The 22230-nt window shown below is 69.6% G+C and carries 21 protein-coding genes and 2 pseudogenes; 20 read left to right on the top strand and 3 right to left on the bottom strand.

Annotated elements, in window-relative coordinates; translation table 11 throughout:
* Genes sufC through AC07DF_RS20885 form a run of 4 tightly spaced genes read left to right on the top strand, consistent with a single transcriptional unit; the run spans nt 1 to nt 2834 of the window.
* Complete coding sequence (gene sufC, locus AC07DF_RS20900; protein WP_454364948.1) at nt 1-765, top strand: Fe-S cluster assembly ATPase SufC; 765 nt, start codon at nt 1-3, stop codon at nt 763-765.
* Nucleotides 762-2018: a cysteine desulfurase gene (locus AC07DF_RS20895; RefSeq protein ID WP_478973185.1), complete on the top strand. Its 1257-nt coding sequence runs from the start codon at nt 762-764 to the stop codon at nt 2016-2018. Before sufC ends, AC07DF_RS20895 begins: the two co-directional genes overlap by 4 nt.
* A 16-nt stretch (nt 2019-2034) precedes the next feature.
* Nucleotides 2035-2505 carry a Fe-S cluster assembly sulfur transfer protein SufU gene (sufU, locus tag AC07DF_RS20890; RefSeq protein WP_478973182.1) on the top strand — a complete coding sequence of 157 codons (471 nt, stop codon included), beginning with the start codon at nt 2035-2037 and terminating at the stop codon, nt 2503-2505.
* On the top strand, nt 2502-2834 hold the full coding sequence (locus tag AC07DF_RS20885) for a metal-sulfur cluster assembly factor (RefSeq protein ID WP_184596910.1): 333 nt from the start codon (nt 2502-2504) through the stop codon (nt 2832-2834). Before sufU ends, AC07DF_RS20885 begins: the two co-directional genes overlap by 4 nt.
* An 83-nt stretch (nt 2835-2917) precedes the next feature.
* On the opposite strand, the gene AC07DF_RS20880 is transcribed toward AC07DF_RS20885, so the two are convergent.
* Complete coding sequence (locus AC07DF_RS20880) at nt 2918-3751, bottom strand: AbfB domain-containing protein (protein WP_478973178.1); 834 nt, start codon at nt 3749-3751, stop codon at nt 2918-2920.
* Between the two features lie 167 nt (nt 3752-3918).
* Between AC07DF_RS20880 and AC07DF_RS20875 the strand changes: the two genes are divergently transcribed.
* From AC07DF_RS20875 to AC07DF_RS20860, 4 genes are all read left to right on the top strand, one after another.
* Nucleotides 3919-4239, top strand: a complete 321-nt coding sequence (locus AC07DF_RS20875; RefSeq protein ID WP_382498715.1) for a DMT family transporter — start codon at nt 3919-3921, stop codon at nt 4237-4239.
* Nucleotides 4239-4802, top strand: a complete 564-nt coding sequence (locus AC07DF_RS20870; protein WP_478973174.1) for a TetR/AcrR family transcriptional regulator — start codon at nt 4239-4241, stop codon at nt 4800-4802. Before AC07DF_RS20875 ends, AC07DF_RS20870 begins: the two co-directional genes overlap by 1 nt.
* A gap of 230 nt (nt 4803-5032) precedes the next feature.
* Nucleotides 5033-6022 (top strand): 2,3,4,5-tetrahydropyridine-2,6-dicarboxylate N-succinyltransferase, encoded by a 990-nt coding sequence (dapD, locus tag AC07DF_RS20865; protein ID WP_382498711.1) that lies wholly within the window; start codon nt 5033-5035, stop codon nt 6020-6022.
* Nucleotides 6023-6249: 227 nt separating this feature from the next.
* Nucleotides 6250-6480 (top strand): hypothetical protein, encoded by a 231-nt coding sequence (locus tag AC07DF_RS20860; RefSeq protein WP_478974608.1) that lies wholly within the window; start codon nt 6250-6252, stop codon nt 6478-6480.
* Between the two features lie 48 nt (nt 6481-6528).
* Here AC07DF_RS20860 and dapA read toward each other — a convergent pair whose 3' ends face one another.
* Nucleotides 6529-7446 (bottom strand): 4-hydroxy-tetrahydrodipicolinate synthase, encoded by a 918-nt coding sequence (gene dapA, locus AC07DF_RS20855; protein ID WP_478973170.1) that lies wholly within the window; start codon nt 7444-7446, stop codon nt 6529-6531.
* A gap of 135 nt (nt 7447-7581) precedes the next feature.
* Here dapA and AC07DF_RS20850 point away from each other — a divergent pair, with 135 nt between their 5' ends.
* From AC07DF_RS20850 to AC07DF_RS20840, 3 genes are all read left to right on the top strand, one after another.
* Nucleotides 7582-8001: a phage holin family protein gene (locus tag AC07DF_RS20850; protein ID WP_478973167.1), complete on the top strand. Its 420-nt coding sequence runs from the start codon at nt 7582-7584 to the stop codon at nt 7999-8001.
* On the top strand, nt 7998-8366 hold the full coding sequence (locus AC07DF_RS20845; RefSeq protein WP_478973165.1) for a DUF3618 domain-containing protein: 369 nt from the start codon (nt 7998-8000) through the stop codon (nt 8364-8366). Before AC07DF_RS20850 ends, AC07DF_RS20845 begins: the two co-directional genes overlap by 4 nt.
* A gap of 343 nt (nt 8367-8709) precedes the next feature.
* Nucleotides 8710-9399 (top strand): antibiotic biosynthesis monooxygenase, encoded by a 690-nt coding sequence (locus AC07DF_RS20840; protein WP_478973162.1) that lies wholly within the window; start codon nt 8710-8712, stop codon nt 9397-9399.
* 50 nt (nt 9400-9449) lie between these two features.
* Here the strand turns inward: AC07DF_RS20840 and AC07DF_RS20835 are convergent, their stop codons facing one another.
* The gene (locus AC07DF_RS20835; protein ID WP_478973159.1) at nt 9450-11279 is read right to left on the bottom strand and encodes an endonuclease/exonuclease/phosphatase family protein; all 1830 of its coding nucleotides are present in this window, start codon (nt 11277-11279) and stop codon (nt 9450-9452) included.
* A gap of 305 nt (nt 11280-11584) precedes the next feature.
* Between AC07DF_RS20835 and AC07DF_RS20830 the strand changes: the two genes are divergently transcribed.
* The 9 genes and pseudogenes from AC07DF_RS20830 to AC07DF_RS20790 all read left to right on the top strand — a co-directional run bounded on the left by AC07DF_RS20830 (nt 11585) and on the right by AC07DF_RS20790 (nt 22181).
* A complete protein-coding gene (locus AC07DF_RS20830; RefSeq protein WP_478973156.1) occupies nt 11585-13009 on the top strand; it encodes a hypothetical protein in 1425 nt (474 codons plus the stop codon).
* Nucleotides 13010-13163: 154 nt separating this feature from the next.
* Complete coding sequence (locus AC07DF_RS20825; protein WP_478973153.1) at nt 13164-14615, top strand: alkaline phosphatase PhoX; 1452 nt, start codon at nt 13164-13166, stop codon at nt 14613-14615.
* 347 nt (nt 14616-14962) lie between these two features.
* Complete coding sequence (locus AC07DF_RS20820; protein ID WP_478973150.1) at nt 14963-16546, top strand: TROVE domain-containing protein; 1584 nt, start codon at nt 14963-14965, stop codon at nt 16544-16546.
* A gap of 111 nt (nt 16547-16657) precedes the next feature.
* Nucleotides 16658-17407: pseudogene (locus tag AC07DF_RS20815) on the top strand (pyridoxal-phosphate dependent enzyme); the annotation flags it as partial.
* A gap of 8 nt (nt 17408-17415) precedes the next feature.
* A pseudogene (locus tag AC07DF_RS20810) lies at nt 17416-17620 on the top strand (VOC family protein); the annotation flags it as partial.
* Between the two features lie 59 nt (nt 17621-17679).
* Nucleotides 17680-18717 carry a LacI family DNA-binding transcriptional regulator gene (locus AC07DF_RS20805; protein ID WP_478973147.1) on the top strand — a complete coding sequence of 346 codons (1038 nt, stop codon included), beginning with the start codon at nt 17680-17682 and terminating at the stop codon, nt 18715-18717.
* Nucleotides 18718-19005: 288 nt separating this feature from the next.
* Nucleotides 19006-20298: an ABC transporter substrate-binding protein gene (locus tag AC07DF_RS20800; protein ID WP_478973144.1), complete on the top strand. Its 1293-nt coding sequence runs from the start codon at nt 19006-19008 to the stop codon at nt 20296-20298.
* A 1-nt stretch (nt 20299) separates the two neighbouring features.
* Nucleotides 20300-21319, top strand: a complete 1020-nt coding sequence (locus AC07DF_RS20795; RefSeq protein ID WP_478973141.1) for a carbohydrate ABC transporter permease — start codon at nt 20300-20302, stop codon at nt 21317-21319.
* Nucleotides 21309-22181, top strand: coding sequence for a carbohydrate ABC transporter permease (locus AC07DF_RS20790; protein ID WP_478973138.1), 873 nt, complete (start codon nt 21309-21311; stop codon nt 22179-22181). Before AC07DF_RS20795 ends, AC07DF_RS20790 begins: the two co-directional genes overlap by 11 nt.
* The last annotated feature ends 49 nt before the right edge of the window (nt 22182-22230 follow it).

Below are 22230 nucleotides of genomic sequence, written 5' to 3'. Positions count from 1 at the left end.
ATGGCAACGCTTGAAATCCGAGACCTGCACGTCACCGTCGAGGCCGACAACGCCACGAAGGAGATCCTCAAGGGCGTCGACCTCACCGTGAAGCAGGGCGAGACGCACGCCATCATGGGCCCGAACGGCTCCGGCAAGTCGACCCTCGCCTACTCCCTCGCGGGTCACCCGAAGTACACGATCACCGGCGGCACCGTCACCCTCGACGGCGAGGACGTCCTGGAGATGTCCGTCGACGAGCGGGCCCGCGCCGGCCTGTTCCTCGCCATGCAGTACCCGGTCGAGGTCCCGGGTGTCTCCGTGTCGAACTTCCTGCGCACCTCCGCCACCGCCATCCGCGGCGAGGCCCCCAAGCTGCGCACCTGGGTGAAGGAGGTCAAGGAGGCCATGCAGCGCCTCAACATCGACCCGTCCTTCGCCGAGCGCAACGTCAACGAGGGCTTCTCCGGCGGTGAGAAGAAGCGCCACGAGATCCTCCAGCTGGAGCTGCTCAAGCCGAAGGTCGCGGTCCTCGACGAGACCGACTCCGGCCTGGACGTCGACGCCCTGCGCGTCGTGTCCGAGGGCGTGAACCGGGTCCGCGAGACGGGCGAGGTCGGCACCCTGCTGATCACCCACTACACCCGCATCCTGCGCTACATCAAGCCCGACCACGTGCACGTCTTCTCCGGCGGCCGGATCGTCGAGTCCGGCGGTGCCGAGCTCGCCGACAAGCTGGAGGACGAGGGCTACGAGGCATACACGAAGGGTGGCGCATCCGCGTGACACAGCTGCCGGGCCTCCTCGACACTGAGGCGCTCCGCAAGGACTTCCCGATCCTGGACCGCCAGGTCCATGACGGAAAGAAGCTCGTCTACCTCGACAACGCGGCGACCTCGCAGACTCCGCGCCAGGTCATCGACGTTCTCGACGAGTACTACGAGCAGCACAACGCCAACGTCCACCGTGGCGTGCATGTCCTCGCCGAGGAGGCCACGGCGCTGTACGAGGGCGCGCGCGACAAGGTCGCGGAGTTCATCAACGCGCCCTCGCGCAACGAGGTGATCTTCACCAAGAACGCCTCGGAGTCGCTCAACCTCGTCGCGAACATGCTGGGCTGGGCCGACGAGCCCTACCGCGTGGACTCCGAGACCGAGATCGTCATCACGGAGATGGAGCACCACTCCAACATCGTGCCGTGGCAGCTGCTCGCGCAGCGCACGGGCGCGAAGCTGAAGTGGTTCGGCCTCACCGACGACGGCCGCCTGGACCTGTCGAACATCGACCAGGTCATCACGGAGAAGACGAAGATCGTCTCCTTCGTGCTGGTCTCCAACATCCTGGGCACCCAGAACCCGGTCGAGGCCATAGTGCGCCGCGCCCAGGAGGTCGGTGCGCTGGTGTGCGTCGACGCCTCGCAGGCCGCGCCGCACATGCCGCTGGACGTACAGGCCCTGCAGGCCGACTTCGTGGCCTTCACCGGCCACAAGATGTGCGGTCCGACCGGCATCGGCGTCCTGTGGGGACGGCAGGAACTCCTGGAGGACCTGCCTCCGTTCCTCGGCGGCGGCGAGATGATCGAGACGGTGTCGATGCACTCCTCGACCTACGCCCCGGCGCCTCACAAGTTCGAGGCGGGCACGCCCCCGATCGCCCAGGCGGTCGGGCTCGGCGCGGCGATCGACTACCTCAACTCGATCGGCATGGACAAGATCTTCGCCCACGAGCACGCGCTCACCGAGTACGCGGTGAAGCGGCTCCTGGAGGTCCCCGACCTCCGGATCATCGGCCCCACCACGGCCGAGGAGCGGGGCGCGGCGATCTCCTTCGCCCTCGGGGACATCCACCCGCACGACGTGGGCCAGGTCCTCGACGAGCAGGGCATCGCGGTCCGGGTCGGCCACCACTGCGCGCGGCCGGTCTGCCTGCGATACGGAATTCCCGCGACCACGCGAGCGTCGTTCTATCTGTACTCCACGCCGGCCGAGATCGACGCACTGATCGACGGCCTGGAGCACGTACGGAACTTCTTCGGCTGAGAGGCGTGCGGAAACCGTGAAGCTGGATTCGATGTACCAGGAAGTCATCCTGGACCACTACAAGAACCCGCACGGGCGGGGCTTGCGGGACGGCGACGCCGAGGTGCACCACGTCAACCCGACGTGCGGTGACGAGATCACACTGCGCGTGAAGTACGACGGCACGACGATCGAGGACGTCTCGTACGAGGGCCAGGGCTGTTCCATCAGCCAGGCGAGCGCGTCCGTACTGAACGAACTCCTCGTCGGCAAGGACCTCTCCGACGCGCGGAAGATCCAGGAGACCTTCCTGGAGCTGATGCAGTCCAAGGGGAAGCTCGAGCCCGACGACGCCATGGAGGACGTCCTGGAGGACGCGGTCGCGTTCGCCGGGGTGTCCAAGTACCCGGCCCGGGTCAAGTGCGCCCTGTTGAGCTGGATGGCCTGGAAGGACGCGACGGCCCAGGCCCTGGGCGAGGCCGACGCCGAAAGGAAGACGACGGCATGAGCGAGACCATCGAGATGAAGCCGGCCTCGGAGGACGAGGTCCGCGAGGCCCTGTACGACGTCGTCGACCCCGAACTGGGCATCGACGTCGTCAACCTCGGGCTGATCTACGGCATTCACATCGACGACGCGAACATCGCGACGATCGACATGACCCTGACGTCGGCGGCCTGCCCGCTCACCGACGTCATCGAGGACCAGGCGAAGTCCGCCACGGACGGCATCGTGAACGAACTGCGCATCAACTGGGTCTGGATGCCCCCGTGGGGCCCCGACAAGATCACGGACGACGGCCGGGAGCAGCTTCGGGCTCTCGGGTTCAACGTCTGAGACGTCTGAGACGCCTGAGACGCACTGAGATCCACGCATGACGAAGGGGCGGCACCCTCCCGGGTGCCGCCCCTTCGTCATGCTCAGTCCAGCCCGGCGACCAGCCGGAACGACGCGTCCGCGCGGTACTGCCCGTGGTGCTGGTACGGGTCGAGGCGGAGCTGGAAGTTGCGGTGGCGCAGGAAGCGGCCCGGGTAGTTCACCGACTCCAGCATGACCGTGCCCGAGGGGTACGCGGGCCGGGGGCAGAAGGTGGCGTCCTTGCGGAAGAGGGCCGAGCCGTCGTCGGCGTCCTTGACGAGGACGAAGCTGCGGTGGCGCAGGTAGCGGCCGTCCGCGGTGGTGAAGGAGTAGCAGGAGGAGTCGGCGAGTCCGGCGACGCGCCGGAAGGTGGCGTCCTCACGCTGTTCGGGGCCGGAGCCGATCGAGTCCAGGCGCACATAGCCGTCGCGCACACGCCAGTAGCGGTCCGGGTAGTTGACCGAGCGTATGGATATCCCGTTGGACTTGGGGGGCTTCGGTGCCGGTGAAGTCCCTTGGGACGCCGGGGGCTTCGGTGCCTTCGAGTGCGGCTTCTCGGATGCGGCCGGGCTGGTGGGTGCGCTCGTCGTGGGGGTGGGGGACGGGCGTCCGCGTTCCTTGCCGGGCGTCTGCGTGGCGCTCCCGGAGGGCGTCGCGAAGGAGATCAGGCCGCCCGGGGCCGAGCTGCTGAGCGTCGTCGGCTCCGCCGACTCGGGTGCCTGTTCGCCGGCCTGACTGTCCATCACGGCGATCGCCGTCACGCACGCGGTGACCGTGGCCAGGGCGAGGGCGCCCGCCAGCCAGAGTCGTCGCGTTCCTGGTGCCCGGGTGGTGTCCGGGGCCCAGCCGCTCTCCCACGGACGGTCCTGTGGCGGCCGGGACTTGTCTTCTGTCATGCGCTGGTTCCTCCATCGGGCACCCTTGACGGCGGCGCAGTTGTGGTGGCCCGGTGTGTGATCGGTGACACCGTAGTGGACGTGTGGGATCACTGGGGGCGTTTGGTGAGAGCGGTTTCCGTCCTGTGATGTGTACGGGTGTACAGATGGTGTGTACGCTTGTACATATGGGATATCTGCTGCTGGCTACGGCCATAGCCGCCGAAGTGGGCGCGACGACTGCCATGAAGTACAGCGACGGCTTCAGCAGGCTCGGGCCCTCGCTGCTCACGCTCGTCGGCTATCTCGTCTCCTTCGCGCTGCTCGCGCAGACGCTGAAGACCGTCTCCGTCGGCACGGCCTATGCCATCTGGGCCGGTGTCGGCACCGCCGCCATCGCCACCATCGGTGTCCTGTTCCTCGGGGAGGGCGTGACCGCCGCGAAGGCCGCCGGTATCGCGCTGATCATCGTCGGGGTCGTGGTGCTGAACCTGGGAGGCGGTCACTGATGCCCCGGCGCTACGACCCCGAGCGGCGGCAGCGGATCATCGACGCGGCGATCCGTGTCGTGGGGGAGAAGGGCATCGCCGGACTGAGCCACCGCAGTGCCGCCGCCGAGGCCGATGTGCCGCTCGGTTCCACGACGTATCACTTCAGAACCCTCGACGAGCTGCTCGTCGCCGCGCTGCGGCAGGCCAACGAGGGGTTCGCCAAGGTGATCGCCGGGCGCGGCGGACTGACGGACCCCCGGACCGATCTGGCGGCGGAGCTGGCGGCATGGGTGGGGGAGTGGCTCGCGGGCGACCGTACCGGCGTCGAGCTGGAGTACGAGCTGTATCTGGCCGCCCTGCGCCGGCCCGCCCTGCGGCCCGTCGCCGCGGAGTGGGCCGAGGGGGTCGCCGAGTTGCTGTCCCGGCGCACGGATCCCGTCACGGCGCGGGCGCTGGTGGCGGTGGTCGACGGGATCTGTCTTCAGGTGCTGCTGACGGGGGTGGCGTATGACGAGGAGTATGCGCGGGGGGTGCTGGGGCGGGTTGTGGCGGGGGCCGGTGGTTGTGGGACAGGGGTGTGAGGTCGGTGGTTGTGGGGTGGGGGTGTGAGGCCGGTGGTCGTGGGGTGAGTTGTGAGGTGGGTGGCTGGTCGTCTTGGGCTCGGGCTCGGGGCTGGGGCGAGCTCGGGGTGAGGGTGGTGGCGGCAACGCCGCAGCGTGTAGCCGACCAGCACGGGAGACGTACCGCCCGGCACGTGAGACGGCCCCGTACCGGTTCGCATCGACCGCCGTCCGCCGGTTAGGTTGCCCTCATGACCGACACGACTGCTCCTCGCACCACCGGCGCCGTGGCCGCCGGCCTCGCCACGATCGCCGCCGACGGCACTGTCCTCGACACCTGGTTCCCCGCGCCCGAGCTGTCCGACGAGCCCGGCCCGTCCGGCACCGAGCGGCTGTCCGCCGAGCGTGCCGCGGAGCTGCTCGGCGGCGGCGCGACCGCTGCGGTCGGCCCTGACGCCCGCCGGGGTGTCGAGGTGGTCGCGGTCCGCACGGTCATCGCCTCGCTCGACGAGAAGCCGGTCGACGCGCACGACGTCTACCTGCGTCTGCACCTTCTCTCGCATCGTCTGGTGAAGCCGCACGGCCAGAGCCTCGACGGCATCTTCGGCCACCTCGCGAACGTCGCCTGGACCTCGCTGGGCCCGGTCGCCGTCGACGACCTGGAGAAGGTCCGTCTGAACGCGCGCGCCGAGGGCCTGCATCTCCAGGTGACGAGCGTCGACAAGTTCCCGCGCATGACGGACTACGTGGCCCCCAAGGGCGTCCGCATCGCCGACGCCGACCGGGTCCGCCTCGGTGCGCACCTCTCCGAGGGCACCACCGTCATGCACGAGGGCTTCGTCAACTTCAACGCCGGCACGCTCGGCACGTCGATGGTCGAGGGCCGTATCTCCGCGGGCGTCCTGATCGGCGACGGCTCGGACATCGGCGGCGGCGCCTCCACCATGGGCACGCTCTCCGGCGGCGGCAACGTCATCATCTCCATCGGTGAGCGCTGCCTGATCGGCGCCGAGGCGGGCGTGGGCATCGCCCTCGGCGACGAGTGCGTCGTCGAGGCCGGCCTCTACGTCACCGCCGGCACCCGCGTCACCATGCCCGACGGCCAGATCGTCAAGGCCCGCGAGCTGTCCGGCGCCTCCAACATCCTGTTCCGCCGCAACTCGGTCACCGGCACGGTCGAGGCCCGGCCGAACAACGCGGTGTGGGGCGGGCTGAACGAGATCCTGCACAGCCACAACTGATCGCGTCGGTCATCGCCGAGCGCCCTCCCGGGTCCGAGGACGACCGGGAGGGCGCTCGTGCGTGCGGGCGCTTGGGTGTGCGCTGTCGTTTCGCCGCGGTGGGCCGTGTGCGTACGGATTATCGGGCGTGACCTCGTGACGGGCCAGGCAGATGAACCGGTGGACGCAGGGTCCGATCTGACGCCGAACCGATGAAACGAGGACCGGGCATGAGGAACGACCGGGGCATGAGGAACGAGCGGGAGCGGGTTGTGGCGCGTTGTGTGGCCGGGGCGGCGGCGGTACTGGCGGTGTGCTGGCTTCCGGCCGGGGCCGCTCACGCCGACGAGACCAACACGAATTCGCACAACGGCCACCGGTTCGGTCTGGTGAACGTCAGCACCGGCCAGGTCGACGATCCGGCGGAGGACGTGCTGGAGCACACGCTGTTGTTCGGTGACGGGTACGGCTGGAACTGAGCCGGGCCGGCGGGACAGCTGCGGGCCCGGGCCCGCAGCTGGGGCTGGTCAGGTGGTGGCCAGGGCCCTGTGGAGCGACAGCAAGCCGTCGGTCGTGGCGCGGTCGGCGGGGCGCAGGGGGGCGCGGACCGGGCCTGCGGGGAGGCTCAGGGCGGTGAGGAGCGCCTTTGACGTGACGGTGCCCGGCAGGCCTGCCGACATGATCGCCTCGATGAGGGGGGTGGCCCGCTGCTGGAGGTGGGCCGCCTGTGTGGTGTCGCCCGCGTCGAACGCGTCCAGGACCGCGCGGAGGTGGCTCGGGATCACGTTCGCGACCGTGCTGACGTAGCCCGTGCCGCCTACGGCGTACAGCGCGAGATTGTGCTCGTCGCAGCCCGCGTAGTACGCCAGGTCCGTGCGGGCCAGGACCTTCTGGGCGCCCAGGAAGTCGTACGAGCAGTCCTTGACCGCGACGATCCGGGGGTGTTCGGCGAGGCGGAGGATCGTCTCGGGTTCGACGCGGGTGCCGGTGCGGATCGGGATGTCGTAGAGCATGAGAGGCAGTTCCGTGGTGTCCGCGATCTCGCGGAAGTGGGCCTCGATCGCGTCCTGCGGGGGTCTGCTGTAGTACGGGGGGATCACCAACAGGCCGTCCGCGCCCGCCTTTTCGGCCTCCCGGGCCAGGTCGGCGGTGTGCCTCGTGTCGGCGGTGCCGATGCCCGCGACGATCGACGCCGTGTCGGTCACGGCCTCGCGGACGGCGGCGATCAGGGCCGACTTCTCGGCGTCCGTGGTGGTCGGGGATTCGCCTGTCGTGCCGGAGAGTACGAGGCCGTCGCAGCCGTTTGCGATCAGGTGGGTGGCGAGGTGCTGGGCGCCGTCGAGGTCCAGGGTTCCGGTCTCGGTGAGCGGGGTGATCATGGCGCAGAGGGTGCGGCCGAAGGGTGTCGCCGACGAGGTCGGCATCGGCTTCGTCATCGTCGTCATAGGCAGTAGTGTCGGCGGCACGATTGTGTAGCTCCACTTAAATTTGCTACCAAGTGTTGGTTAGATTTACTTCGAGGTTGTGTGAGGGTGGTGCGGGTACTCGGGGGTTCCTACTTCGAGAGGAGGCGGAACACTGTGACCGGGACCATGGAACATCGGGTCGTGCGCGACGAGCACCACTCCGTGGGCGAGCTCGTCGGACAGGCCGCGGAGCAGCTCTCTCTGCTCGTGCGGCAGGAAGTGGCTCTCGCCAAGGAGGAGCTGGCCGAGAAGGGGCGGCGTGCGGGGCGTGGCGGTGGGCTGCTCGGTGCGGCGGGTGCGGTCGCCTATGCCGGGTTTCTCGCGCTGGCGGGTACGGGGGTCGCCGCTCTCTCGCTGGTGCTGTCGGTGTGGGCCGCGGCGCTCATCGTGACCGGGGTGCTGTTCGTCATCGCGGCGGTGCTGGGTGTGGTCGGGCGGGGGCAGCTGCGTCGGGCCACGCCTCCGACGCCTGAGGAGGCCCTTGGCAGCGTGAAGGCGGACGTGGAGGAGATCAGGGAAAGGGCGCATCGATGACGGACGCGACGGGTGGGGCCAAGGGGCCCGATGAGCTGCGGCGGCAGATCGAGCGGACTCGGACTGAACTCGGCAATACGGTGGAGGAGTTGGCGGGGAAGGCGGATGTGAAGGGGCGTGCGCGGGCGCGGGCGGCTGATCTCCGGGACAAGGCCGGGGCGATGACGGTGCAGTTGCGCAGCAGTGCGGTGGAGGCTGGGCATACGGTGCAGGACAGGGCGACGCATGCGGGGCCTCGGCCGGTGCGGAGTGCTGTTCAGGCCGGGTTGCGGCATCCGCGGCCGGTGTTGGTCGTGGGGGCGGCTGCGGGGGCGGTGGTGGCTGTCGGAGTGTTGCGGCGGAGGCATCATCACGGGCATCGGTGAGGGGCGGGTGCCTGCGGCGGCCTGCGGGGGTGGGTGGGGGTGCGCGTAGCGCCTACTCGCCGGGTGGTGGGTCGGGGCCGCGCCGGGGGGTGTCCGTCCTCGGAACGTCGCGATGGGGTCTCACGCCGACTGGCTGTTCGTTGACGCGACAACCGCTGCGGGCGGACACCCCCCCGACACGTCCCCTTCCGTGAGCCGGCGGCTGCGGGAGCGTTCGGCTCCCGCTACACCACCCGGCTCCAGCACCGACGCCGCGCACCTGGAAACCCCCGCTTGACCTCAAGCTTGGTTGAGATTGAAAGGTGGTGTGCACGCAAACGGCGAACCGTGACTGGAGTGTTCAATGAGCCGACGGAGCGAGCAGCACCCCGATCTCACCGACCCGCGGATCGGTGCTCCCCTCTTCAGTACCTGGCGCGTGGGGACGCCCGAGCGGCAGGAGCGGACTGTGGAGGCGATCGGGAGTACGTGGGAGCGGCGGCCCTGGCCCGCTGATGGTCTGCTGGGATATCACGTGTACGTGGGGCATGACGGGTCCACGTTGATGCACCACTCGCAGTGGAGCGGTGAGCAGGCCTTCGAGGCGTTTGTGAAGACCCATCGGCAGGAGCGGGTCGACGAGATCGACACCGCCGTGCCGGGGATCGAGCGCGTGGGGCTCGGGAGGTACCGGCGGTATCGCAGCCTGGAGAGGGCCGTCGGGGACGTGCGGGTGCCGGGGGTGATCGTCACCGTGCGGATCGACTTCGAGGAGGGGGCCGAGGGGCGGCGGGAGGATTGGGTCGATCTGGTGGTGAAGGCAGTGGGGGACGATCCGGAGGGGCACGCCGGGCTGATCTCCGCTCACTTCCATCTGAGTGCCGATGGCGGGCATGTGCTGAACTACGCTGAGTGGGAGAGTGGCCAGGCCTACGACGATGCCTTGGCTGCGCCAGGGAGTGATGGTGCGTGGGAGCGGGTGCGGACGTATCCGGGAGTGCAGGGCGTGAGTGGGAGCCGGTATCGGCATGCTCTGGGGCTTGTGCCCGGGTGAGTGGTGTGAGGTGGGCCGGCTGAAGCGGTTGCTCAGCCGGCCCTTGTGGGTTACGGGCGGAAGCGCAGGACCTGGGGGTCGTGGTCGCTGATCTGGTCGTTGAACTCCGCGTTGATGTGCACGCTGTCGTACTCGAAGTCGCAGTCGCGGCGGACCGACGGGCTGATCAGGATCTGGTCGAGGACCTGGCTGTTGCCCTGGTAGACGTACGAGTAACGCTCGTTGCGGGGGAGGGACTTGATCGCCGACCAGAGTTCGCCGCGGCCCTCCAGGAGCTGCGCGGTCTTGGAGAACTCGAAGTCGTTGATGTCGCCCAGCGTGATGACGTCCGCGTTCTTCTGGGTGTCGAGGATGTCCTTGACGAAGCCGTTCACCAGGGTGGCCTGCTGGTGGCGCTGCGTCTCGGAGCTGCGGGACGGCGGCTGGTACTGGGAGGTCAGGCCCTGGTCGCCGCCCTTGGAGTTGAAGTGGTTGGCGATCACGAAGACCGTGCGGCCGCGGAAGGCGAACTCGCCGGCCAGCGGCTTGCGGCTGTTCTTCCAGGCCTCGTCGGCAGGCGCGATGCGGCCGGGGCTGAGCGTGAGGTGGGCCTTGCCGCGGATCTTCGTCACGTCGGTGGCCGTGGTGGCGTCGCCGCCCGCGCGGTCGGCGAAGGAGACCCGCTCCGGGTTGAACAGGAAGGCCTGACGGATGTTGCCGCCGGGCTCGCCGCCGTCGGTGTTGTTCGCCGGGTCGATCGAGCGCCAGTCGTACTTCGGGCCGCCTGCCGCGACGATCGCGTCGATCAGCTTGGTCATCGTCCGGTCGGCGGCGACCGTGCCGTCGTTCGTGGCGCCGTTGTTGTCCTGGATCTCCTCCAGGGACAGGATGTCCGGCGACTTCAGGTTGTTCACGATCGCGGAGGCGTGGGCGGCGAACGTGTCGTCGGACGGGTCGAGGTTCTCGACGTTGTATGTCGCTACCGCGAGTTCGCCGCTCTGCTGTTTGCCGGTTGTCTCGCGCTTCAGGTTTCCGGTCTTGAGCGTGCCGAGTTCGCTCGCCACCAGGGTGTAGCCGCCGAACTGGTTGTAGTCGAGCGGGCCCGCCGTCGTGCCGGTGAGGGTGTCGCCCACGTTCGCCTTAGGGAAGTCGGCCGTCGACCCGAGGGACTGGACCTGGAGGCGGCCGGTGTTCTGGGCGTCGTAGGAGCCGTAGACCGTGCCGCCGTGGCGGTTGCGGTTCTCGTGCGGCTTCACCGTCACCCAGAGTTCGGTGTACGGGTCGGTGGCGCCGACGACACGGGTGTCGGAGACGCTGACGGTCATGCCCTCCAGCGCCTCGTAGTAATCCAGGGCGTACTTCGAGGGCTTGAGGGGCAGGGCGTTGATCGAGCCGTTCGCCGTGCTGTCGCCGGTCGGCGCGTAGGTGGCGGGCACCGACCGCGAGGTGATGGTGGCGGCGGCGGGGAGCTTGTTGCCGCTGGAGAGGACCGTGAACGTCGGCTTGGTGATCTCCGTCAGCGACTGGTTGCCGGAGGTGGCGCCGCCAGGGACGTACTCCGCGACCGTGCCGCTGACCGTGACGGAGTCACCGACGGCGACCCCCTTCGGCGTCGAGCTGGTGAAGACGAAGACACCCTCGCTGGTCGCCGGGTCGGCGTCCGGGTTCGGGTCCTGGATCCAGAAGCCGCGGGAGGAACCGTACGTCCGGATGCCGGTGACGATTCCGGTCACGTCCGTGACCTGCTTCCCGGTGTACGGGGAGGTCCGGGTGCTGCCCTGGACGTCGTGGACGCGGACCGAGTCCGCGTGCGCGGGGGTGGTGAGGACGATCGTGGATGCCGCGGAGCACACGGCGGCGACGGTGAGCGCGGCGAGACGCGCGGACGACTTGCTCGGCAACGGGATTCCCTCCGGGGACATGACAGGTGCCGGGACGAGGGTGGTGCGTGGACTGTCTGCCGCTACCTGTGGGGCGGGCGGTGTGACGCGCGTAGCGGACGGTGGACGGGCGGGCAGGGTGGGGCTGACCCGGTGAACAACTGTCCGCCGACTTCTACGCGCGTCAATCTCCAGCCTGGTCATGTCACTTGTCAAGGTTTCGGCCATGTACGGCGGCTGACGGGGAGATGAAGTGGGCGGCATGGGTGGAAATCCGTCTAGGCTGAGCGGTTGAGTCACCTGAGGCGCCTTAGGAGAAACAGCCGATGTCAGACAGCTCCCCCCTGCCGCCGGTGCGGCTGACTTCCGAAGCGGAGCTGGCACGTGCCGCACTGTCCACGCCGCTGCTGTCCCGGGCCGCCCGGCTCGCCCGCTGGGCCGGGCCGGACACCCGCGTCGACGCCGGGGGAGGGCTCGTCGACGAGCAGTTGCCCGCGGCGGCCGAGACGCTCGGGCTGAGCGGGGACGATGCCGCCGCCGACGCCAGTGAGGCGTGGCGGGTGGCCGTGGACGCCGGGCTCGTCGAGGTCGTCGACGAGGAGGAGGGCACCGTCCGGGCGGGCGAGGACCTGGCCCTGCTCACCGGTGGCTCGCCGCAGGACGTGCTCGCCCTGTGGCTCGCGGCCCTGGAGACGGTGCTCGCCGACGCGAGCGTGCCCGATCTGGAGGGGATCGCGGATCTCGTGGACAAGGACGGCGAGATCGATCTCTCCGCCCTCGACTGGGACCCGGAGGCCGAGGCCGAGTTCCTCGACGGTGTGCTCGGCAACCTCTATCTGCTGACCGTCGGCGAGGACACTCCCGGCGAGGCGCCGGTGCCGCTGCCCGCGCTGGCCGCGTCGGTGATCGTGCCCAGCGACATGGGCGAGCCCACCAACGACGTCCTGGAGCAGGTGTCCGACGCGATGATGCGGCTGGACGACCAGTTCCGGACGCTGGAGCCGGTCGGGTTCGTGGAGTACCAGCCGGTGGACGAGGCGCTCATGGCCGATGCCGAGGAGGAGCCCGCGGCGCCCGTCGACGACACCGACGTCTCCCGGTACGGCATGGTCCGGCTCACCCCGCTCGGGCTGTACGGGATGCGTGCCCGGCTGCTGGAGGCCGGGTTCGAGGCACCGGCGGTCGGGGACCTCGCGGACAAGGGGGCCGACGCGCTGCTCGACGGCACGGCGGAATACCCGCCCGGGGCGGCGCAGGCCGAGACCCAGCAGTGGCTGGAGCGGCGGGAATCCCTGGCCGCGGCGCGGGAGTTGCTGGCGGCGGCGCGGGGTTCGGACGCCGGGGCGCCGCTGCGGCGGTTGCGCTGCCAGCAGGCCTTGTCGCTCGTCGGTGCCTCGGCTGAGCCCGCCTTGCGGGAAGTGCTCGACGATGCCGAGCTCGGCGGGCTCGCGCGGGTGTGGTTGACCGAGCACGGGGCGGCGGACGTGCCCGCGCCGTCCGAGGCGATGGTCTACTGGCTGACCATCGACACGGTGGCCGCGCAGCTCGCCGCCGAAGGGAACTCCGAGGAGTTGCGGGCGCTGGTTCAGGGGCTGGCTCAGCAGCACAGTGGGTTCTTCGCGGCCGTGTGGCGTGTGGATCATCCTGCTGTGGCTGATGTGCTGGAGGCGATGGGGCGGTTGCATCCGGACAAGAAGGTTGCCAAGGAGGCTCGGAAGGCTGCCTTCAAGGCTCGGTCGCAACAGGGTTGACCTTGCTTTTGCGGGTGCGGCGCCGTCTTGGCTTATCGCGCAGTTCCCCGCACCCCTGGGGTGTTGTTCAACCGGCGTTCATGGATGAGCGGGACGGTTTCGCCGAACGAGGTCCGCCACCCTCCACGGCATACTCACCGTCACAGGAGACACCATGTCGCTCACCCGCAGGGACTTCGCCAGAACCTCCGCGATCACCGGTGCCGGTGTCGCGCTGGCGGGCAGTGTCGGCGCCCTCGCCACCGCACCGAACGCCCTCGCGTCCTACGACACCGACACCGACAGCGCGGGGGACGCGACCGCGGACTCCCAGCAGGGCGTCGGCTACGGGCCGCTGGTGCCGGACCCCAAGGGGATCCTCGCCCTGCCCGCCGGTTTCAAGTACCGGATCATCACCTACAGCGGCAAGACGAAGCTGGAGTCCGGTGAGTTCACGCCGTCCAACCACGACGGCACCGCCACCTTCGACGGTCCCCGCGGCACCACCCTGCTCGTCAACAACCACGAGCTGAAGGGCCCGCGCGCCAACTGGGAGCACCCGGTGCCGCTCACCGAGGGCCTGGTCTACGACCCGGCCGCCGCCGGTGGCTGCACCGTCGTCGAGGTGCGCCCCGACGGGCGGGTCGCCGAGTGGGTCGGCATCGCCGGCACCTCCACCAACTGCGCCGGCGGCAGCACCCCCTGGGGTACCTGGCTCACCTGCGAGGAGAACTCCGACAAGGCCGGCGTCAACGGAATGACCAAGGACCACGGCTATGTGTTCGAGGTCGATCCGAGCGACCGGCGCGCCAACCGCGGCCCCAAGCCGCTGAAGTTCTTCGGCCGCTACGACCACGAGGCCGTCGTCATCGACCCCAAGCGCGGCCACGCCTATCTCACCGAGGACGCCTCCGGCCCCAACGGCCTCTTCTTCCGCTGGACCCCGCCCAAGGGCTTCGAGTACGGCCCCGGGAAGTTCCGCAAGCTCGCAGACGACGCCGGTGTCCTCCAGGCGCCCAGGTGCTTCGACTCCGGCGGCAAGTTCGTCGACGACCTGTCCCGCGCCACGAAGATCGGCACCGTGTACGGCGTCGACTGGCTGGACGTGCCGGACCGTGACGCCCGCACCACCCCCGTGCGCAAGCAGTTCAAGGACGACCAGGTCACCCGCGCCCGCAAGCTGGAGGGCATGTGGTGGGGCGACGGCGGTGCCTACATCGTCTCCTCGTACGCCCGTGAGGAGAGCCCCGTCCAGCACGACGGCCAGGTCTGGTTCTACGACCCCAAGCGCCGGACGCTGACGCTGAAGGTCCTGCTCGGCGTGAACCCCGACCCCTCCAAGGACGGCGCCTTCGACGGTCCGGACAACATCACCGTCTCCCCGTACGGCGGTATCGTCCTCGCCGAGGACGGCGAGGGTGTCTCGCACCTCTTCGGCGCCACCGAGAGCGGCCGTACGTACCCGATCGCCCGCAACGACCTGAACGTCGGCACCGAAGAGGAGCCGGAGTACAGCGAGTTCGCCGGTGTCACCTTCTCGCCCGACGGCAAGACCCTTTACGCCAACATCCAGGACCCGGGCATTCTGCTCGCCATCACCGGCCCCTGGAAGCGCCAGAAGCGGTAATAAATTCGGTCGCAGTTCCCGCGCTGCGCCTCCTACAGTGAGATCACAACGTCACGCACCTCCCGGTGCGATGGCAGCGGCTACTTCTCTTCCAAAGAATCCGACGCCGCCGCCGACTTGATCTCGGGAGGCGCAGCATGTGGTGGGTGCCCGGTGCGCAGGCAACGGTTACTTCCTGGGATCAGAGGGTTGCGGGTTCGAGTCCCGTCGGCGACTTCGGGTCGCCGTAGCTCAATGGGTAGAGCATCTGAATTAGTCCGTCGCCGACTTCTGTTCTCGGGCACCCACCTCTTTTCCTGCATGCAGCGTCTCCCCCGGAAACACGAACGAATTCGGGGGAATTCACCATGGCGCGATTCAATTCCAAGGCAGCCCGCGCGCGTCCCGTCTCGCGCGTGACGTCCACCGGGCGTGTGCTGCGCACCTACGAGGGCGGCCGTGGCCGGGAGCGGGATGCCCGCTCCGAGCTCTTTCTGCTCGCCGTCTCGAACTTCGTGTCGCAGCAGACCTTCTACGAGACCGGCGCCGACCGTGACGACCGCTTCGCCGAGCTCGTGCGCGAACTCGCCGTCACCGACCCGGCCTGGACGGCCGGCCTGCTCGGCTGGCTGCGCGGCGAGGGCAATCTGCGCACGGCCTCGGTCGTCGGCGCCGCCGAGTACGTCAAGGCCCGCCTGGACGCGGGCGCGACCGACGGCCCGTCCAACCGGCAGGTCGTCGCCTCGGTGCTCCAGCGGCCCGACGAGCCGGGCGAACTGCTCGCGTACTGGACCGCGAGGTACGGGCGGAACGTGCCGAAGCCGGTCAAGCGTGGTGTCGCCGACGCCGTGCGCCGCCTCTATCACGGCAAGGCCCTGCTGAAGTACGACACCGCCTCCAAGGGCTACCGCTTCGGCGACATCCTCAACCTCGTGCACGCGGCCCCGGACCCGGACAAGCCGTGGCAGGGCGAGCTGTTCCGCTACGCCCTCGACCGGCGGCACAACCCCGACACCGCGGTACCGCCGGCGGCGGACCGTGTCCTCGGCGCGCACCGCGAGCTGATGGCGCTGCCGGTCGGGGAGCGGCGGGCGGTCGTGACCGCCGAGGGCGGTGCCGAGCGGCTGGCCGTGGCCGGAATGACGTGGGAGACGCTGGCGGGCTGGCTGCAGGGGCCGATGGACAAGGCGGCCTGGGAGGCCGTGATTCCGTCCATGGGCACCATGGCGCTCGTGCGCAACCTGCGGAACTTCGACGAGGCCGGGGTGTCCGACGAGGTCGCCGAGCGGGTCGCCGCGCGGATCAGCGACCCGGCGGAGGTCGCGCGCTCGCGGCAGTTCCCCTTCCGGTACCTCGCCGCGTATCAGCACGCCCCGTCGCTGCGCTGGTCGTACGCGCTGGAGCGGGCCCTCGGTCACTCGCTCGCCAACGTGCCCGCGCTGCCCGGCCGGACGCTGGTGCTCGTGGACCGCTCGGGCTCGATGTTCTGGTCCCGGCTGTCCGACCGCTCGGAGCTCACCCGCGCCGACGCGGCGGCGGTCTTCGGTACGGCGCTCGCGCTGCGGGCGCAGCGCGCGGACCTGGTCGAGTTCGGCTCGACGAGCGACCGTGTGCGGTTCCGCGAGGGCGAGTCGGTGCTGAAGATCCTGGACCGCTTCGGCGACCTGGGCGGCACCGACACGACGGAGGCGGTGCGCCGGCACTACCGGAAGCACGACCGGGTGCTGATCGTCACCGACGAGCAGTACACGCATCACCGCATGGGTGACCCGACCGAGCAGATCCCGGCCGATGTGCCGGTCTACACCTGGAACCTCGCCGGGTACCGGGCGGGCCACGGCCCGTCGGGCACCGCGAACCGGCACACCTTCGGCGGCCTGTCGGACGCGGCTTTCCGGATGGTGTCCTTGCTGGAGCGTGGCAGTGAAGGGCTCTGGCCATGGCTTGAGTAAGAGGGCACAAGTTCGCCAACCTGTCTGAATGGCAACCAGGTTGTGTGAAATTGATGAGTGTTCGAGGCCGCACAAGGGGCGGGGGTACTGCAATCTGCACTACCAACGTTGGCTCGCCTCAGGTGCGTGCTCGTCCAGGAGAGCTGGGTGGACTGGCCCGACGCCGTGTACGACAAGGTCGGCAACATCCTGATCAGCCGGCTCGCCGGGGCCGATGTGCGGCTGGTGAAGGCCGGGTTCGGGATCGGGTTCAAGGAGAGCTGGGAGCAGGCGCTCAGGGAGGTCGAGGAGGGCGGCGGGAAGCCGTACGCCATCCCGGCCGGTGCCTCCGATCATCCGCTGGGCGGCCTCGGCTTCGCCGCCTGGGCGCATGAAGTGGTGCGGCAGGAGCGGGAGCTGGGCGTCTTCTTCGACACGGTGGTCGTGTGCTCGGTGACCGGGTCGACGCAGGCCGGCATGGTCGCGGGGTTCGCCGCGCTGGAGGAGGCGGGCGGGCGGCCCCGGCGCGTGCTCGGCATCGACGCCTCGGCCAAGCCGGCCGCCACCCGTACGCAGATCGCCCGGATCGCTCACAACACCGGGCAGCTCATCGGTCTCAAGCGCGAGGTGACCGAGTCCGACGTCGAGCTCGACGAGCGGTACCACGCGGGCACGCACGGCGTCCCCGACGAGACCACCCTGGCGGCGATGCGGCTCGCCGCCCGGACGGAGGGCATGGTCACCGACCCCGTCTACGAGGGGAAGTCCATGGCCGGGATGATCGACCTGGTCTCCAACGGCGAGATCGGCCGGGACTCCACCGTCCTCTACGCCCACCTCGGCGGGCAGCCGGCGCTGAACGCGTACAGCGCGCTGTTCTGAGGGGCCTCATCGACGAGGTCGAGGTGAGGCGGCGGGTGGCCGGTCAGGTCCGGGGCGCCTTCCAGGTGGACGACTCCGTCGCCGTCACGGCGAAGCCCGCCGCTGCCGGAGCCGAGGTCGTCGCCGAGCCGACGCACCCCCCCGGAACTCCCTGAACTGCCGGCTGGAGGCCCCTGGCGCATGCGGCTGACGCTGTTCACCGGGCTCGGCGACCGAGCGGCCCGCCCGCTGCCCCTGCCGGGCGGTGTCCGGCGCCGGATACAGTGCCCATCGTGTGGACCGACAGACAACGGGTGGAGCCGGGTGACGAGCGGCCCGACGGTGCCCGGCGCCGGGCCACGATCCATGACGTCGCACGCCTGGCCGGGGTGTCACGCCAGACGGTCTCCCGGGCGGTCAACGACAAGGGCGAGATCGACCCGGGCACCAAGGAACGGGTGCTGGAGGCGGCGCGGCTCCTGGACTACCGGCCCAGCCGGTTCGCGCGCGGGCTCGTCCAGAAGGGCGCGGTGACGGCGGGCCTGGTCATCCCGGACCTGCGCAACCCCTTCTTCCCCGAGGTGGCCGCCGGAGTGCTGGAGGCGGCCGAGCAGCGCGGCTGGCAGGTCGTCGTGTGGGACTCGCGTATCGACGACGCCAGGGAGCGGCAGGCACTCGACGTGCTCTCCCACCAGGCGGACGCGGTCGTGGGCTACTTCAAGGACTCGGACGACGTGCTCACCCGGCACCTCGGGGGCGTGCCGCTGGTGCTGCTGGAGCGCGGCCCGCAGCAGACCCGGTTCGCGGCCGTCGGTATCGACGCCTCCGCCGGTGTCGAGCAGGGCATCGCCCACCTGGTCGGGGCCGGGCACCGCCGGATCGGCATGCTGGACGGCGAGCGGACATCCGGTGCCCGCAAGCAGGCCTTCCTCGAGCAGGTCCGGCGGCACGGGCTGCCCGTCGACGACAGCTGGATCGTGCTCTGCCCCGAGCACAGCGTGACCGGGGGCGAGGCCGGCATGGAGCGGCTGCTGGACGCGCGGCCGGAGATCACCGCGGTCTTCGGCTTCAACGACCTGATCGCGGTCGGGGCGATGCGCACCGCCCGGCGCCGTGGCCGCGGGGTTCCGGACGATCTGGCCGTGCTGGGCTTCGACGGTCTCTCCCTGGGCGAGCTGGTGGACCCCGCCCTGACCACTCTGCACATCGACAAGCGGCGGCTGGGACGGCTGGCCGTGGAGCAGATGGCCCGGCTGTGCGCCGGTCAGGAGCCGCTGCGAGGCGCCGACGCGTGGGTGACGCCCGAACTGGTTGTACGCGAGTCCGCCTGACTCCCGGGCCGTCGTGCCCGTCGGCAGATCTGCCGTGCAGTTCCCTTGACACCGGTTTTCGGGCGCCCCGATACTCAACGGCAACGCTCACGTGAACGTTCACGACCCCCAGAAACCCCCATCGCGACACCGTCGGCCCGACTACCACGCGCCCGCCGACATCGTTGTCTTCGCTTCCTCATCCCAGAAGCGTTCCCCCCATCCCCGTGAGAACGGGCCCGCGGCAGCGCTGTCTCCCCGGCCGCGGTACGCCCGGAAAGCGAGTGCGCGCCCATGGAACACCGAACGATGTCCCGCAGACGCTTTCTGGGGGCCTCCCTGGGCGGCGCGGGAGCGGGCCTGCTCGGACTGACCGGATGCGGGGCGGAGACGGGATCGGCCTCCACCGGCACGGACCATCTCAGTCTCTGGTACTGGAAGGGCTCGCTCAGCGACAAGCTGCTCGCCACCGCCAGGCGCGGCGTCCCCGGCGTGCCCGGGCTGCGGGTGAAGGGCTCCCAGATCCCGGACGGCGAGATCGACTCCAAGGTGCGCACCAGCCTCGCCGCCCGCGCCTACGTTCCGGACCTGACGGTCGTCAACAGCGACAACCTCGCCACGTTCTTCCCCGACGAGAACGAGTTCCTCGACCTGCGCACGCTCGGCGCGGAGTCCGTCCGCGACCAGTACCTCGACTGGAAGTGGAAGGCCTGCTTCACCCCGACGGGAAGGATGATCGGCTTCCCCCTGGACGCGGGCCCCACCGCGCTCTACTACCGCAGGGACCTCTTCGAGAAGGCCGGACTGCCCCATGAACCGGCGGATGTCGCCGAAGGGGTGCCCACCTGGGAAAAGTTCATCGCCGCCGGACGGACACTGCGGGCGAAGGCACCCGGCAAGCCCTACCTGGTGAGCAACATCGGCAACGTCTTCCAGCAGGTCCTGCTCCAGAGCCCCAAGCAGTTCGTGGACGCCGGCAACCGCTTCATCGGCGACCAGGAGCACGTCCGGCGCGCCTGGGACCTGTCCGTGGAGATCCTCCGCCGGGGGCTCAGCGCCAGGATCACGGACGGTACGCCCGACTTCAACGCGGCCATGAGCGGCGGCCGGGTCGCCACCATGACCACGGCGGTGTGGGCCATCTACGGCCTGAAGGACACCGCCCCCAAGACCTCAGGAGCCTGGCGGCTGACCACCTTGCCCGACGGCCCCTGCAACTACGGCGGCTCCTACGTCACCCTGACCCGCTACTGCCGGGAACCGGAAGCGGCCTTCGCCTTCCTGAAGTGGCTGCTCAGCCCCGCGAACCAGCTCGAGAGCTACCAGGAGATGGCCCTGTTCCCCACCACTCCGGCCTCCTACGCCGACCCGGCGATGCACAAGCCCGACCCCTTCTTCGGCGGTCAGCAGCCCATCGACGTCTTCGGCCCGGCCGCCCAGAAGGCCCCGGTCGTCTACTTCAGCCCCTACGAGGAGACCGCCAACACCCCGTTCTTCCAGGAGCTGACCAATGTGGAGATGCTCGGCAAGAACCCCGACCGGGCGTGGCGGGACGCCGTGAACACGGCCGAGACCACCCTGGCCCGGGTGGGGGTGAGCTGACGTGGCCACGGTTCTCGATCCGGCCGGCGCGCCGGCGGCCGACGAGCGGCGGCCTGCCCCCCGTACCAAGTCCACCACCCCGGGCGGACGCAGGCGACACGTCCCGCCCCTGCTCGCCATCTCCCCGTTCTACGTGCTGTTCGCCGTCTTCGGCGCCTTCCCGATCGTCTTCTCCGTCTACCTGTCCTTCCAGGACTGGGACGGCATCGGAGACATGCGCTTCGTCGGGTTCCAGCAGTACGGCTGGCTGCTCCAGGACTCGGTGTTCTGGCACTCGGTGCTCAACACCTTCGAGATCTGGCTCCTGTCGACGGTGCCGATGCTGTTCCTGGCGCTCGTGCTGGCGTTCCTGCTGCACTCCCAGGTCCGCTTCTCCGGCGCCTACCGGGTGGCGTACTTCATCCCCAACGTGACCTCGATGGTCGCCATGACCGTCGTCTTCGGCTCGGTCTTCGCCCAGGCGGGCCTCGCCAACGCGGTGCTGCGGGCGATCGGCGTGGACGGGATCGGCTGGCTGTCCTCGGAGTGGGGCATCAAGTCGTCCGTCTCCCTCATGATCATCTGGCGGTGGGTCGGCTACAACGCGCTGATCTTCCTGGCGGGCCTCCAGGCCATCCCCACCGAGCACTTCGAGGCCGCCCGGGTCGACGGCGCGAACAGTTGGCAGACCCTCTTCCGGGTCGTACTGCCGCAACTGCGGCCCGTGGTGCTCTTCGCCGCCGTCACCTCCACCATCAACGGCCTGCAGATCTTCACCGAGTCCCAGGTGCTCTTCCAGTCGTCCGACGTCGGAACCACGGGCGGTCCGGGACAGGAAGGGATGACCATCGTGCTCTATCTGTGGCAGAAGGCCTTCATGGAGCACCAGTTCGGCTACGGCGCCGCGATGGGCTGGGTCCTCTTCGCGATCATCGCCGTCTTCACCATCATCAACTGGCGGCTGGTCGCCGGCTCGGACGACGACCGCCGTCCCGGCATCGCCGGTCTGCTGCGCCGCAAGGGGGCTCGCAATGGCCGCTGACGACAGGACGACCGGCAGCGCGGGTCTGGCCATCGGCTCCGGCAGCAGGCTCAGCCGTATCGGCGTGCGGGCGACGCTGCTCTTCGGTGTGCTGGTCTCGCTGTTCCCCTTCTACTGGCTGGTGGTGCTCGCCTCCGGCACCACGCAGGACATCTACCGCTACCCGCCCAAGCTGCTGCCGGGGCCCCATCTGCTGGACAACATGGGGCGGGTGCTCGACACCGTCGACTTCTTCGGCTCGCTGTTCAACACCGTCGTCGTCGCCGTGCTGGGCACCGTGCTGGTGCTGTTCTTCGACTCGCTGGCCGCGTTCGCCTTCGCCAAGTACGAGTTCCCGGCGAAGAAGTTCCTCTTCGGCATGCTGCTGGTGACCTACATGATCCCGGCGCAGCTCTCCCTGGTGCCGCAGTTCGTCACCATGGCCGAGTTCGGCTGGGCGGGCTCGCTGAAGGCGCTGATCATCCCCAGCGCGGCGAACGCGTTCGGCATCTTCTGGATGCGCCAGTACGCCCAGAACTCACTGCCGGACGAGCTGCTGGACGCGGGGCGGATCGACGGGGCCGGCTTCTTCCGCCTCTACTGGACGGTCGCCCTGCCGCTGTTCCGCCCGGCCCTGGCCTTCCTCGGCATCTTCACCTTCATCGGCCTGTGGAACGACTACATCTGGCCCCTGGTCGTGATGATCGATCCGGACAAGGTCACCCTCCAGGTCGCCCTGGCGAATCTCAACGTCCTCTACAACACCGACTACTCCCTGGTGATGGCGGGCGCCCTGATGAGCGTCATCCCGCTGATCGTCGTGTTCCTGATCGGGGCGCGGCACTTCCTGCGGGACCTGGCGGCGGGGGCGATGAAGTCGTGAGGCGCGGTGGGCCGGATCTCGCCTCGATAGGATGCGGGGAATGTCCCCG

This window comes from Streptomyces sp. NPDC044719, from assembly GCF_056433405.1.
Note: the sequence above shows the minus strand (reverse complement) of the source record. Positions and strands in the feature narration are given on the sequence as shown.